8 protein-coding genes, 2 tRNA genes, 1 rRNA gene and 2 pseudogenes are annotated in these 13,463 nt (G+C 63.9%); all 13 read right to left on the bottom strand.

From position 1 onward, the window contains the following. Positions 1 to 51: 51 nt before the first annotated feature. Positions 52 to 127: transfer RNA gene (locus QC826_RS00065), tRNA-Ala, on the bottom strand. A gap of 19 nt (positions 128 to 146) precedes the next feature. Then, a tRNA-Ile gene (locus tag QC826_RS00060) sits at positions 147 to 223 on the bottom strand. A gap of 82 nt (positions 224 to 305) precedes the next feature. Continuing rightward, a 16S ribosomal RNA gene (locus QC826_RS00055) occupies positions 306 to 1,834 on the bottom strand. A 420-nt stretch (positions 1,835 to 2,254) separates the two neighbouring features. Next, positions 2,255 to 3,520 (bottom strand): carbohydrate porin, encoded by a 1,266-nt coding sequence (locus tag QC826_RS00050; RefSeq protein WP_279763865.1) that lies wholly within the window; start codon positions 3,518 to 3,520, stop codon positions 2,255 to 2,257. 129 nt (positions 3,521 to 3,649) lie between these two features. After that, positions 3,650 to 4,432, bottom strand: a complete 783-nt coding sequence (locus QC826_RS00045; RefSeq protein ID WP_279763863.1) for an L-iditol 2-dehydrogenase — start codon at positions 4,430 to 4,432, stop codon at positions 3,650 to 3,652. 171 nt (positions 4,433 to 4,603) lie between these two features. Continuing rightward, positions 4,604 to 5,521 carry an AraC family transcriptional regulator gene (locus QC826_RS00040; protein WP_279763862.1) on the bottom strand — a complete coding sequence of 306 codons (918 nt, stop codon included), beginning with the start codon at positions 5,519 to 5,521 and terminating at the stop codon, positions 4,604 to 4,606. Positions 5,522 to 5,629: 108 nt separating this feature from the next. Further along, positions 5,630 to 7,103: pseudogene (gene xylB / locus QC826_RS00035) on the bottom strand (xylulokinase). Between the two features lie 4 nt (positions 7,104 to 7,107). After that, positions 7,108 to 8,616, bottom strand: coding sequence for a mannitol dehydrogenase family protein (locus tag QC826_RS00030; RefSeq protein WP_279763861.1), 1,509 nt, complete (start codon positions 8,614 to 8,616; stop codon positions 7,108 to 7,110). Next, on the bottom strand, positions 8,616 to 9,668 hold the full coding sequence (locus QC826_RS00025; RefSeq protein WP_279763860.1) for an ABC transporter ATP-binding protein: 1,053 nt from the start codon (positions 9,666 to 9,668) through the stop codon (positions 8,616 to 8,618). The genes QC826_RS00030 and QC826_RS00025 overlap by 1 nt, the downstream gene beginning before the upstream one ends. 30 nt (positions 9,669 to 9,698) lie before the next feature. Continuing rightward, positions 9,699 to 10,516, bottom strand: a pseudogene (locus QC826_RS00020) (carbohydrate ABC transporter permease). Positions 10,517 to 10,526: 10 nt separating this feature from the next. Then, entirely contained in the window at positions 10,527 to 11,387 is an 861-nt protein-coding gene (locus tag QC826_RS00015) for a carbohydrate ABC transporter permease (RefSeq protein WP_093391312.1), read from the bottom strand. A 110-nt stretch (positions 11,388 to 11,497) separates the two neighbouring features. Next, positions 11,498 to 12,808 carry an ABC transporter substrate-binding protein gene (locus QC826_RS00010; protein ID WP_409567740.1) on the bottom strand — a complete coding sequence of 437 codons (1,311 nt, stop codon included), beginning with the start codon at positions 12,806 to 12,808 and terminating at the stop codon, positions 11,498 to 11,500. 210 nt (positions 12,809 to 13,018) lie between these two features. Continuing rightward, complete coding sequence (locus QC826_RS00005; protein WP_279763859.1) at positions 13,019 to 13,303, bottom strand: hypothetical protein; 285 nt, start codon at positions 13,301 to 13,303, stop codon at positions 13,019 to 13,021. Between the last annotated feature and the right edge of the window lie 160 nt (positions 13,304 to 13,463).

The following is a 13,463-nucleotide window of genomic DNA, read 5'->3' as shown; positions in this document are numbered from 1 at the left end:
AGACCAAACCTAAATCCGGCGCCCGTTTGGCGCGACTTACGTTTGAACTTTTGGTGGAGGATGACGGGATCGAACCGACGACCCCCTGCTTGCAAAGCAGGTGCTCTCCCAGCTGAGCTAATCCCCCTAGGGTACTACTCGAATCCTGGTAGGGCTGGTTGGACTCGAACCAACGACCCCCGCGTTATCAACACGGTGCTCTAACCAGCTGAGCTACAGCCCCAAATGCTGTTCTTCTTAATTGACAGTCGATAAGTGTGAATGCTTGATGATGTGGATTATTGCTAACCCCGTGCATACTCTAGAAAGGAGGTGATCCAGCCGCACCTTCCGATACGGCTACCTTGTTACGACTTCACCCCAGTCACGAATCCTACCGTGGTAAGCGCCCTCCTTGCGGTTAAGCTACCTACTTCTGGTAAAACCCGCTCCCATGGTGTGACGGGCGGTGTGTACAAGACCCGGGAACGTATTCACCGCGACATGCTGATCCGCGATTACTAGCGATTCCAACTTCATGCAGTCGAGTTGCAGACTACAATCCGGACTACGATACACTTTCTGCGATTAGCTCCCCCTCGCGGGTTGGCGGCGCTCTGTATGTACCATTGTATGACGTGTGAAGCCCTACCCATAAGGGCCATGAGGACTTGACGTCATCCCCACCTTCCTCCGGTTTGTCACCGGCAGTCTCATTAGAGTGCCCTTTCGTAGCAACTAATGACAAGGGTTGCGCTCGTTGCGGGACTTAACCCAACATCTCACGACACGAGCTGACGACAGCCATGCAGCACCTGTGTACTGGTTCCCTTTCGAGCACTCCCCGATCTCTCGGGGATTCCAGCCATGTCAAGGGTAGGTAAGGTTTTTCGCGTTGCATCGAATTAATCCACATCATCCACCGCTTGTGCGGGTCCCCGTCAATTCCTTTGAGTTTTAATCTTGCGACCGTACTCCCCAGGCGGTCTACTTCACGCGTTAGCTGCGTTACCAAGTCAATTAAGACCCGACAACTAGTAGACATCGTTTAGGGCGTGGACTACCAGGGTATCTAATCCTGTTTGCTCCCCACGCTTTCGTGCATGAGCGTCAGTCTTGACCCAGGGGGCTGCCTTCGCCATCGGTGTTCCTCCACATATCTACGCATTTCACTGCTACACGTGGAATTCTACCCCCCTCTGCCAAACTCTAGCCTTGCAGTCTCCATCGCCATTCCCAGGTTGAGCCCGGGGATTTCACGACAGACTTACAAAACCGCCTGCGCACGCTTTACGCCCAGTAATTCCGATTAACGCTTGCACCCTACGTATTACCGCGGCTGCTGGCACGTAGTTAGCCGGTGCTTATTCTTCAGGTACCGTCATTAGCAGGCTGTATTAGAACCCACCGTTTCTTCCCTGACAAAAGAGCTTTACAACCCGAAGGCCTTCTTCACTCACGCGGCATTGCTGGATCAGGCTTTCGCCCATTGTCCAAAATTCCCCACTGCTGCCTCCCGTAGGAGTCTGGACCGTGTCTCAGTTCCAGTGTGGCTGGTCGTCCTCTCAGACCAGCTACTGATCGATGCCTTGGTAGGCCTTTACCCCACCAACTAGCTAATCAGATATCGGCCGCTCCAGGAGCATGAGGTCTTGCGATCCCCCACTTTCATCCTTAGATCGTATGCGGTATTAGCGTAACTTTCGCTACGTTATCCCCCACTCCAGGGTACGTTCCGATATATTACTCACCCGTTCGCCACTCGCCGCCAGGTTGCCCCGCGCTGCCGTTCGACTTGCATGTGTAAGGCATGCCGCCAGCGTTCAATCTGAGCCAGGATCAAACTCTTCAGTTTAATCTCTGTTACTTTGACACTTTCGTGCCACCCTTATTGCTAAGGGGTCGCTCACTCAAAATACTGACAGGCCACTTCTTGCGAAGCGTCCTATTTCATTACTTCTTGTGAACATTTGATATTTTAAGTTGACGACTTCCGAAGAAGCCGCTGCACTCTCATCAAACATCCACACTTATCGACTGTTAATTGTTAAAGAACTTTATTCGGTACTGCCTGCAACCGGGCTTTCAACCCTTGACAAAGCGTTTTGTTTGTCAGTTGCGAAGAAGGAAGAGTATGCAGCGTTTCGGCCATTTCGTCAACCTTCTTTTTCACCCCGCTCACTCTGCAAAGCTTGTTTCTGCGTGCATTTCTGCGGGGAGGCGAACTATAGCAAGGCTTGCCAGCGTTGGCAAGCCTTGCTGCGTAAGTAATCGCTTAGAACCAGGCTTCCACCTGGAAACCGAACGAAGTCCCGCTGGTATTGTTGTTATAGACCGGGCCGGAATTGTTGCTGGCGTTGACGGACGCGGTGGCGGCGTCATTCCATTTTCCGTAGGTCACAAAGGCGCGCAACTCCGGACGCGACCACAAGCCGGGGCCGGCCGAGATGGTCGGTGCGAACGTCAGCTTGGTCAGCCGTTGCGCGGCGCCGCCGGTCGGCGAGGTGACGCGGTCGGTGCCCAACTCCATCACCAGCTTGAGGTTCTGGTTCACGGCGTACACCGGACGCACACCCAGCGTGGTCCAGGTGGTCGAACCGATCGCGTCGGACTTGTCTTTCTGTAGCAAGGCAACGAACTCCATGCCGAAGTTCCAGGTCGGTTGCACCCAAACATTGTCGAAGACACGGAAACGGGTCACATCCGAGCCCAACAAGGTACTGCCCGAGGCGCCGATGCGGTCGTTGCCGACGCCGATGCCGGTGCCCGGCCCGACGCCATATTGCACGCCGAACGTATTGGCGCCGCCAAACACCTCGGTCTGGCGGTGGAAGGCCGACATTTGCCAGCCGTTATGGGTGGCGCCCAGCTTGTTGCCGCCTTGCGCGGTGATCACCGAGGCGGCCAGGTCGATAGTGCCGCCGGCGTTGACCGGCACGTCCTGGTAGATGAAGTTCTGCCGGGTCGCCGCCGTGGTGCCGAGCACCGTGCCGTCGGCCGAGGTGGCGGTGGCGTCGTTGTCCTTGAAGAAGGCATAGGCGAACTTGCCCGGGCCGGCCTTGATCTGGTCGAGGCCGGCGCCGGTGCCGTTGAAGTTGATGTACTGCAGATCCAGCATGTGGATGTCCGGCCGGTTGTAGAAGCGCTTGCCCATCCACGCCGTGCCGCCGTTGAGGAAGGTCAGCCCGTTGGCCTCGACGTAGGCCTTCAGCACGTTCAACTTGGCGTTGTCGAAGTCGGATTTGGGGCTGTAGGCGTTGACCCAGACGGTGGCGACGTAGCGCACGCCGTCCGACTGGGCGACGTCCTTGGTGTAGCCGCCTTCGAAGTAGGCGTCGCACTCGTTGCCCAGCCGATATTTCATCGTGTTGCCGCCCAGGCCGTAGCAGCTTTGCGGGCCGCGCGAGCCGCTCGTCGAGGTGCCGGCGCCGACGCGGAAGTAGCCGTGGAAGCCCTCCTCGTCCGACGCGGCGCTGGCGCCACCGCAGGCACAGGCGAGCGCAATGGCCAATGGCAGGGATTTCTGCAGAAGGTTGTTCATGTTGTGTCTCCTCGTTATATGTTTTTATGGGTAAAGCGACGGACGTGGGGGTGCTGCCGGAGCGCCCTGTCCAGGGACGGCTCCGCTGCTTACTGCTGACTGCTTGCTGCGGGAAATCGGTGGAGCGGCCTAGCTCATCACGCTGCCGCCATCGACGTTCAAGGTCTGTGCGGTGATGTAGGCGGACTCGTCGCTGGCCAGGAAGACGGCGGCGCCGGTCAGGTCGGACGGCTTGCCCATGCGGCCGAGCGGCACGGCCAGACCGACGGCGCGCTTCTTCTCGCCCGGCTGCAGGCCCTCGTAGCGGGCGAACAGCGCGTCGACATGGCCCCACATCGGCGTGTCCACCACGCCGGGCGCGATGCCGTTGACGCGGATGCCGTGCGGCGCCATGGCCAGCGCGGCCGACTGGGTGTAGCTGATCACGGCGGCCTTGCTGGCGCAGTAGTGCGACACCAGCGCCTCGCCGCGCCGCCCGGCCTGCGAAGCGAGATTGATGACGGAGCCGCTGCGGCCGGCGTCGCGCATGCTCTGCAGCACCTGCTGCATGACCAGGAACATGCCCTTGACGTTGACGTCGAAGATGCGCTGGTACATGGCCAGGTCGGACTCCAGCAAGGGCGCCATGTCGAACACGGCGGCGTTGTTGAACAGGATGTCGAGCGGGCCGAAGCGGCGCTGCGCGGCGGCCAGCAACTGCCGCACGGAGGCGGCGTCGGTGACGTCGGCGCGCACATACTGCAGCTTCTCCGGATGGCGCGCCATCAGCTCGGCCACGGCGGCCGGCGCTTGCGGCGCCAGATCGGCCACGGTGCAGCTGGCGCCTTCGGCCAGATAGGCTTCGGCCACGGCCAGGCCGATGCCGCCGCCGGCGCCGGTCAACAGCGCATGTTTGTCGGCTAGGCGGTTCATGCCGCACCTCGGGCGGTGGTGGCGATGTGCTGGCGATTCATGGACAGTCTCCTCTCGTTATAGTCGATGCATTGATTTGCATCGTGAGAGAAAGTCTAGCAGCGGCCACGCCGCCATTCCGATACTGAAAACGCGATTACCGATACTCGCCGACGCCGCGCGGCGAATTGTTCAGCCGCCAAAACGGCCCGACGCCTGCTGGCGAAACTCCTTCGGCGTCATGCCCTTCAACTCGAGGAAGCGGCGGTTGAAATTGGCCACGTTGTTGAAGCCGGCGTCGTAGCAAATGTTGGTGACGTAGCGCTCCGTTTCCATCAGCAGCTGGCAGGCCTTGTTGACGCGCAGGCGGTTGACGAAATCGGTGAAGCTGTTGCCGGTCGCGCTGCGGAAGAAGCGCGTGAACATCCGCTCGGACATGCCGAGCTGCTGCGCCAAATCGCTCATCGAAAACTGGCTGCTGAAGTTCTGCACGATGAAGTTGACGGCGGAGCTGATGCGCGCCAGCGCGTCGTCGTCGTCGCTCGACTGCATCGGCACGGTCGACAGCAGCTGGTAGTTGCTGCTCTCGGCCAGCTCGCCGAGCAGCGAGAGGAACTCGATGAAGCGCGGCAGGCCGTTGCTGTCGCGGATGCGCTCGAAGCGCCGCATGGCCTGCTCGCTCAGGTCGAAGAATTCGATGCCGTAGGTGGCGCGGCTGAGCAGCGGCAGCACGGCGCGCAGCTCGGGGATGGCGGCGGCCATCTGCTCGAGCGGCGCGTGGCTGAACTGGACCACCATGTCGCGCAGCTTGACGCCCTCCTCCGGCGTGTCCAGCGAGACCCAGTTGTGCGGCACGCGCGGGCCGGTCAGCACCAGGTGCCCGGGCGCGAACTGGCCGATGTAGTCGCCGACGAAGACCTTGCCGCTGCTGGCGCAGATCAGGTGCAGCTCGTACTCCTCGTGGTAGTGCCAGCGCACCAGCGAACTGGGCACGCCGTGCTCCAGGTAGCGGATGAAGCCGTAGCGCCCGTCCGGTTCGAAACCCTGCTGCGGGTCACGCACGCAGTTGTGCTCCATCTGGAGCGTGTGGTGGATGCTCTTGCCTGGCATATCTGTCTCTCCTCCTGTCTCTGCCCCGACTGGCGCGGTGCTTGGCGGCGAACCCGTCCTGCCACAGCGGGTCGACGCTCAAGCCAAGTATAGCAAAGCCGACGTGTCTCAAAACAAGGGCTTCAACTGCCCGTACAGGGCGCGGAAGCGCTCGAAGCGCGGCAGCAGCGCTGCCTGCCATTGCGCCTCGGGCGCAACCACCTCCAGCACCGGCGGCGCCACGCACACCTCGGCCACGCCGAGCCGCGGATTGGCGGCCAGCAGCGCCAACCTGGCCGCGCCCAGCGCCGCGCCAACCTCGCCGCCGCTGTGCAGCGACAGCGGCAGATCCAAGGCGCTGGCCAGCAGGCGCGCCCAGTAGCGGCTGCGGCTGCCGCCGCCCACCAGCGCGGCGCCGCGCATGCCGCCGCCGGCCGCCTGCAGCGCCAGATAGCTGTCGCGCAGGCCGAAGGCCACGCCCTCCAACACCGAGTAACCGAGCAACGCGCGGTCGGTGTCGTGGCGCAGTCCGAACCAAACGCCGCTGGCGTGCGGATCGTTGTGCGGCGTGCGCTCGCCCGACAAATACGGCAGAAACAGGGGCGCCGCTTGGTGCGCTGCCGTTCCCGCCAGCGCGATCTCGTCGAGCAGCGCCGCCTCGTCGGCGGCGTGGGTCAGTTGCGTGACCCAGCGCAGGCAGCTGGCGGCCGACAGCATCACCCCCATCTGGTGCCATTGTCCCGGCAGCGCGTGGCAGAAAGTGTGCAAGCCCTGGGCCGGATTGGGCCGGTAGGCGTCGCTGGCGGCGAACAGCACGCCGGAGGTGCCCAGCGAGATGAAGCCCTCGCCCGGCGCCACCACGCCCATGCCGACGGCGCTGGCGGCGTTGTCGCCGGCGCCGCCGGCCACCACCACCTGCGCTGGCGCGGCGATGCCCCAGTCGCGCGCCAGCTCGGCGCGCAGCATGCCGCCGGGCGCGCTGCCTTCGACCAGGCGCGGCACCTGCGCGCGGCTCAAACCGCAGGCCTGCAGCATCGCCTCGGACCAGTCGCGCCGCGCCACGTCCAGCCACAGCGTGCCGGAGGCGTCCGACATGTCGGAGATGAATTCGCCGGTCAGCAGGTAGCGCAGATAGTCCTTGGGCAGCAGCACCGTGGCGGTGCGGGCGAACAGTTCCGCCTCGTGCGTGGCCAACCACAGCAGCTTGGGCGCCGAGAAGCCGGGCATGGCCAGGTTGCCGGTGATGGCGCGCAGCTGCGGCACGCGCCGCTCCAGCTCGGCGCACTCGGCGCCGGCGCGGGTGTCGTTCCACAGGATGGCCGGCCGCAGCACGCGGCCGGCCGCGTCGAGCAGCACCGTGCCGTGCATCTGGCCGGACAAGCCGATGCCGCGCAAGGCCGCCAGCTGGCGCGGATGGCTGCGCGCGATGGTGCCGATGGCGGCCAGGGTGGCGCGCCACCAGTCGGCCGGGTTCGTGCTCCGACCATTGCGGCTGCGGCCGGCTGATCGCCAGCGGTGCGTGCGCGCTGGCGACCACGGCCTGGGCCTGGTCGATCAGCAGCACCTTCACCTCCGAGGTGCCGAGGTCTATGCCGAGATACATGGCCTTATCCCGCCAGCACGGACGGCGCGGCGAGCGCGTGGCGCAGCGCCGCGCGCGCGCCGTCGCGGTACAAGCGCGCCAGCGCCTCGCCCACCTGGGCGACGAAGCGCGGCTGCTCCGACAACTCGCCGAACAGCTCGCGCATCGACAGCAGCGGGCCGGCGTCGGCGCCGCCCAGCAGGGCCAGCTCGCGCAGGCGCGCCGCGTACGGATCGTTGAGCGGCATCGCCGCGCCCTGCTCCGAGCTGCCGTTCAGGTAGCGGAACCAGCAGGCCACCGTAAAGCTGAGCAGCTTGATCGGGCCGCCGCGCTCGAGCTGCTCGCGCACCGACGGCAGCACGAACTTGGGAATGCGCGCCGAGCCTTCGGTGCCGATGCGCGCCAACTGGTCGCGGATGGCCGGGTTGGCAAAGCGCTCGATCAGCGTGCGCTTGTAGTCGGCCAGATCGATGCCCGCAACCAGCGGCAGCAGCGCCGTCACCTCCTGGTCCATCATGTCGCTGAACAGCTGGCGGATGTCGGCATCGTCCATCGCCTGATGGGCGAACTCGTAGCCGAACAGCATGCCGATGTAGCACAGCGACTGGTGGCCGGCGTTGAGCAGGCGCAGCTTCATTTTCTCGTAGGGCAGCACATCGTCGGTCATTTGCGCGCCGACCAGCTCCCAGGCCGGACGGCCGCCCGGGAAGTGGTCCTCGATCACCCATTGAAGGAAGGGCTCGGTCATCACCGGCCAGGCGTCGGCCAGGCCGAAGCGCTGGCGCACCAGCGCGCGGTGCTCGTCGGTGGTGGCCGGCGTGATGCGGTCGACCATGCTGTTCGGGAAGGCGCAGTGCTGTTCCAGCCAGGCGCTCAGGCCCGGGTCGCGCAGCTGCGTGAAGGCCAGCAGCATCTTGCGCATCACGTCGCCGTTGTTCTGCAGGTTATCGCAGGACATCACCGTGAACGGCGCCAGGCCGCGCTCGCGCCGCCGTTGCAGCGCCTCGGCCAGATAGCCGAAGGAGCAGCGCGGCGTGCGCGGATGGGCCAGGTCGTGCACGATGTCGGCATGGGCCGCGTCGAATTCGCCGGTGCCCTGGTTGATGTAGTAGCCGCCCTCGGTGATGGTCAGCGAGACGATGCGGGTGCCGGCGTCGGCCATCTTTTCCAGCACCGCCTCGGCGTGGTCCGGCGCGTAGAGGAACTCCAGCACCGAGCCGATGACGCGCGCGCTCTCGCCCTGCGCGCCGCGCTCGACCACGGTGTACAGGCAGTCCTGCGCGCGCATGGCGTCGCGCATGGCGGCGTCGTGCGGCAGCAGCCCGACGCCGCAATAGCCCCACTGCGTCTGCCCGGGCAGGTGCAGCAGGCGGTCCAGATACACCGCCTGGTGCGAGCGGAAGAAGCCGCCCACACCGATGTGCACGATGCTGCGGGCCACATCCTGCCGCGCGTAGGCCGGCCCGGCGACGCCGTCCGGCAGGTGGCCGAGCGCGGCCTGGTTGAGTGCTATCGTTGGGTTGTCGTTGCCCATCACAGCGCTCCCCCAGCGGCGGCCGCGTAGGTGTTGCCGAAGCGGTCGAAGTGGTGCACCTTGCCGAGGTCGAAGCTGAGCATGGTGCGGTCGCCCGGATGCAGGGCGCTGCGCTCGCTGCCGCGCGAGACGATCTGCACGTTGTTCTCCATGCGCGCATACACCAGCGTCTCCACACCCAGCGACTCGACCATGTCCACCGTCGCCGCCAGTCCATGCGGCCCCGGCGCGTCGAGCTTCACATGCTCCGGGCGGATGCCGACGAAACCATCGGCGTGCGCCGCGCCGCCGGCCAGCGCCGCCAGCTGCGGCAGGGCCGCCGCCGGCACCACGTTCATGCTCGGCGTGCCGATGAACTGGGCGACGAAGCGGTTGGCCGGCCGGTCGTACAGCTCCAGCGGCGAGCCGTGCTGCTCGACCTGGCCGTCGCGCAGCACCACCACGCGGTCTGCCAGCGTCATCGCCTCGACCTGGTCGTGGGTGACGTAGATGCTGGTGGCGCCCAGCTCGCGGTGCAGCTTGGCGATCTCGATGCGGGTCTGCACGCGCAGCGCCGCGTCCAGGTTGGACAGCGGCTCGTCGAACAGGAACACCTTGGGGTCGCGCACGATGGCGCGGCCGATGGCGACGCGCTGGCGCTGTCCGCCGGACAGCTCCTTGGGCGTGCGCTCCAGGTATTTGCCCAGGTCGAGGATGGCGGCGGCCTTGTCGACCTTTTCGCGGATGACGGCGCGGTCGACGCCGGCCAGCTTGAGCGCGAACGACATGTTTTCGAACACGCTCATGTGCGGATACAGCGCGTAGGACTGGAACACCATCGCCAGGTCGCGCTTGGACGAGGGCAGCGCGGTGATGTCGCGCCGGTCCAGCTGCAGGCTGCCCTTGTCGATGGTCTCGAGGCCGGCGATCAGGCGCAGCAGGGTCGACTTGCCGCAGCCGGAGGGGCCGACGAAGACGACGAATTCGCCCTTCTCGATTTGCAGGTCGATACCTTTGATGGCGTGGTGGTCGCCGAAGAATTTTTCGATGTTGCTGAGTTGTAGGTAAGCCATGATCAAGTCCCGTGTTTGAATATGCCGTGCTTATTTGACTGCGCCGAAGGTCATGCCCTGCACCAGCTGCTTCTGGCAGAACCAACCGAGCGCCATGATCGGTGCGATGGCCATCAGCGAGGCGGCCGACAGCTTGGCCCAGAACAGCCCTCCGGGCTGGAGTAGGAGGCGATCAGCCAGGCCAGCGTGCCGGCGTTGGAGGCGCCCAGGTTGAGCGACCAGAACGACTCGTTCCAGGCCCACACCATGCACACCAGCGCGGTCGAGGCGATGCCGCCCACCGCCAGCGGCAGCACGATGTAGCGGAACTCGTGGCCGACGGTGGCGCCGTCCATGCGCGCCGCCTCGAGGATCTCGCGCGGCAGCTCGCGCAGGTTGGTGTACAGCAGCCAGATCATGATCGGCAGGTTCATCAACATGAACATGATGGTCAGGCCGATGCGGCTGTCGAGCAGGCCGAAGTACTGGTAGCAGATATAGATCGGCATCAGCGCGCCAACGCCGGGCATGTAGCGCGAGCTGAGCACGAACTTGAGCAGGCCGACCGTGCCCCGGGTGGGGAAGAAGGCCATCGAGTAGGCCGCCGGGATGGCGATCGCCAGGCCGATGGCCGTCGACAGCACGCTGGTGATCAGCGAGTTGAAGGCGTAGCCGACGTAGTTGTCGCGCGCCAGCACGTCGCGGAAGCTTTGCAGCGTCGGCGAAAAGAACAGCAGCGGCGGCGTCGAGATGGCCTGCGCCTCGGTCTTGAAGGCCATCAGTCCGAGCCAGAAGATCGGAAAGAACAGCAGCAAGGCGAAGAACCAGGCGGCGCCGGTGCGCAGGTGGAGGGTGAGTGGTTTGTTCATCGTGTTCTCCTTATTTCGCCAGGTTCTTGCCGATGACGCGCATCAGGAAGAAGGCGGCGATGTTCGCCAACAGCACCGCGAACAGGGCGCCGGCCGAAGCGGCGCCGATGTCGTAGGACTGCAAGGCCTGCTGGTAGATCATGAAGGTGATCGTGGTGGTGTCGAAGCCGGGGCCGCCGCCGGTGGTGGTGAAGATCTCGGCGAACACCGACAGCAGGAAGATCATCTCGATCATCAGCACCACCGAGACGGCGCGGCCGAGGTGGGGGATGTAAAGGTAGCGCAGCTGCTGCAGGTAGTTGGCGCCGTCCATGCCGGCGGCCTCCAGCTGCTCGCGGTCCATCGACTGCAGCGCGGTCATGAAGATCAGGCAGGCGAAGGGCAGCCACTGCCATGACACCATCATCACGATCGACAGCAGCGGGTAGTGCGACAGCCAGTCGACCGGCGGCAGGCCGAACAAAATGCTGACCTGGGCGAACAGGCCGTAGATGGGGTTGAGCAGCATGTTCTTCCACATCAGCGCGTTCACCGCCGGCATGATCAGGAAGGGCGAGATCAACAGCACGCGCACCACGGCGCGGCCGGGGAAGGCGTCGTTGATCAGCAGGCCGAGGGCGGCGCCGCAGACCACGGTGACCAGCATCACCGAGAACATCAGCACGAAGGTGTTCTTCAGCGCCGGCAGGAAGGCGCCGTCGGTGAAGAAGTAATGGAAGTTCGCCAGGCCGTGGAATTCGTGCTCGCCGGGCGACAGCAGGCTGAATTTGACGAAGGCGTAGTAGATCGTAATCAGCAGCGGGACGATGGAAATGACGGCGATGGCCAGCACGGCCGGCGTCAGCAAGGTCCGGGGTATCAGTCGGTTCATGGGTATCTCAAGGTGCGTGTGAAGCGGCCGGCGCGGGCCGGCGGCTTCTGTGGACTTCGGCTACGGGCGGGTGCCGCCGCGCCGGCATGGTGGCCGGCGCGGCGGGATGGCTATTTGTAGTAGCCGGCCTTGCGCATTTCGCGCTCGGCCGCCTGCTGCGCCATGTCCAGCGCCTGGTCGACCGTCTGCTTGCCCAGCAGGGCCGAGGCGATTTGCTGGCCGGCCGCCAGACCGATGGACTGGAATTCGGGAATCGCGGCGAACTGCACGCCGATGTACGGCGAGGGCTGCAGCGTGCTGTGTTTCGGGCTGCTGGTGGCGATGGCCTTGCCCTCGGCGGCGGCGAACTTGGCGGCCTTGGCGAACTCCGGATTGGCGTAGGTCGACTTGCGGGTGCCGGTCGGCACGTTGGCCCAGCCGGACTCCTTGGCCACCAGCTTGATGTAGTCCTTCGAGGTGGACCAGTTGATGAACTTCTGCGCCGCCTCCGGGTGGCGCGAGCTTTTCGGAATCGCCAGCGACCATGCCCACAGCCAGTTGGCGCCGCGCTCGGTCACCGCGTAGGGCGACTGGGCGAAAGCAACCTTGTCGGCCACCTTGCTCTGTTTCGGATCGGTGATGAAGGAGGCGGCGATGGTGGCGTCGATCCAGATGCCGCATTTGCCTTCGTTGAACATCGCCAGGATCTCGTTGAAGCTGTTCGACGACGAACCCGGCGGGCCGTAGTTCTTCAACAGGTCGACATACATGTTGACCGCGTTCTTCCACGGCTTGCTGGTGAACTGCGGCTGCCACTTCATGTCGAACAGCTGGGCGCCGTAGGAGTTGGCCATGGTGGTGATGAAGGCCATGTTGTCGCCCCAACCCGGTTTGCCGCGCAGGCAGATGCCGTAGACGCCGTTGGCCGGATCATGGATCTTGGCGGCCACCGCGCGGATGCGGTCCCAGGTCGGCCGCTCCTCGATGGTCATGCCGGCTTTCTTCACCAGGTCGCTGCGGTACATGATCATCGAGCTCTCGCCGTAGAACGGCGCGGCGTACAGCACGCCGTTGTTGGACAGGCCTTCGCGGATGGTCGGCAGCAGGTCGTCGACGTCGTAGCCGGCGTCCGGCTTGATCGGCAGCAGCCAATCCTTCTTGGCCCAGATCGGCGCCTCGTACATGCCGATCGTCATCAGATCGAACTGGCCGCCCTTGGTCGCGATGTCGGTGGTCATGCGCTGGCGCAGCACACCCTCTTCCAGCGTCACCCATTTCAGTTTGATGTCGGGATTGGCCTGCTCGAAGAACTTGCTGAGTTTTTGCATTTCGATCATGTGGCCGTTGTTGACGGTGGCGATGACCAGATCGGTGGCGGCGATGGCGCCGGTGTTGGCGGCCAACAGGGCAGCGCATACAGCGCCGAGGGCGATACGTTTCATGTCTTGTTCTCCAGTGTTTTTATGATTTTTTGTCTTCGCGGTGCTATTTGTCACCACCATGTCAATGTATCACTGGAGTTCGATACTTTCCGATACTGGGAATCGTAGTCTCGATACTTTTTGGTATGGCTCTTGGGCCGATGGTGTGAAAATCTGCGCCACAGTACAGGCCGGCAGGCAGGCCCGTACTGTGCGACGCGGGAGAACGGCCTAGGCCGGCTGGGCCAACTGCGCTAGGACGGCCTGCCGATGGGTCAGCACAAACTCGACAAAGGTCGGCTTTTTGACCGCCATTCGCAGCGGCCAGGGAAGAAATTCGTAGCAATAGTCGGCAACGCGGCGCAGGGTTTCTTCGTTGTTGAGTATGGTGTGGGTGAGATCGCCGGATTTGCCGACGAAGGTGCTGAGGATGTCGCCGCGCTGGCGGTCGAGGATGAGGTTGATGGGGGCAAGCAGCGAATCGCCGAGCTTGGCCCGCTCTTTCAGGATGTCCATATTGCTGTCTCCGTGGGCTGGTAGAGACTGCATCGTAAATTGCCAGAAGAACCTTCGCATTGCGATTGGGCAATTTTTTGGATGTTGGCAGAATTTAGGACGAAAAAAAACCCACCTGCGCTGAACGCGATCTTGAGCGCGTTCAGGCTGGTGGGTTTTT

This window comes from Rugamonas sp. DEMB1 (assembly GCF_029834475.1).
GTDB classification, from domain to species: Bacteria; Pseudomonadota; Gammaproteobacteria; order Burkholderiales; family Burkholderiaceae_D; genus Rugamonas; species Rugamonas rubra.
The sequence above is the reverse complement of the archived record's forward strand: the minus strand, read 5'-3'. Positions and strand labels throughout refer to the sequence as shown.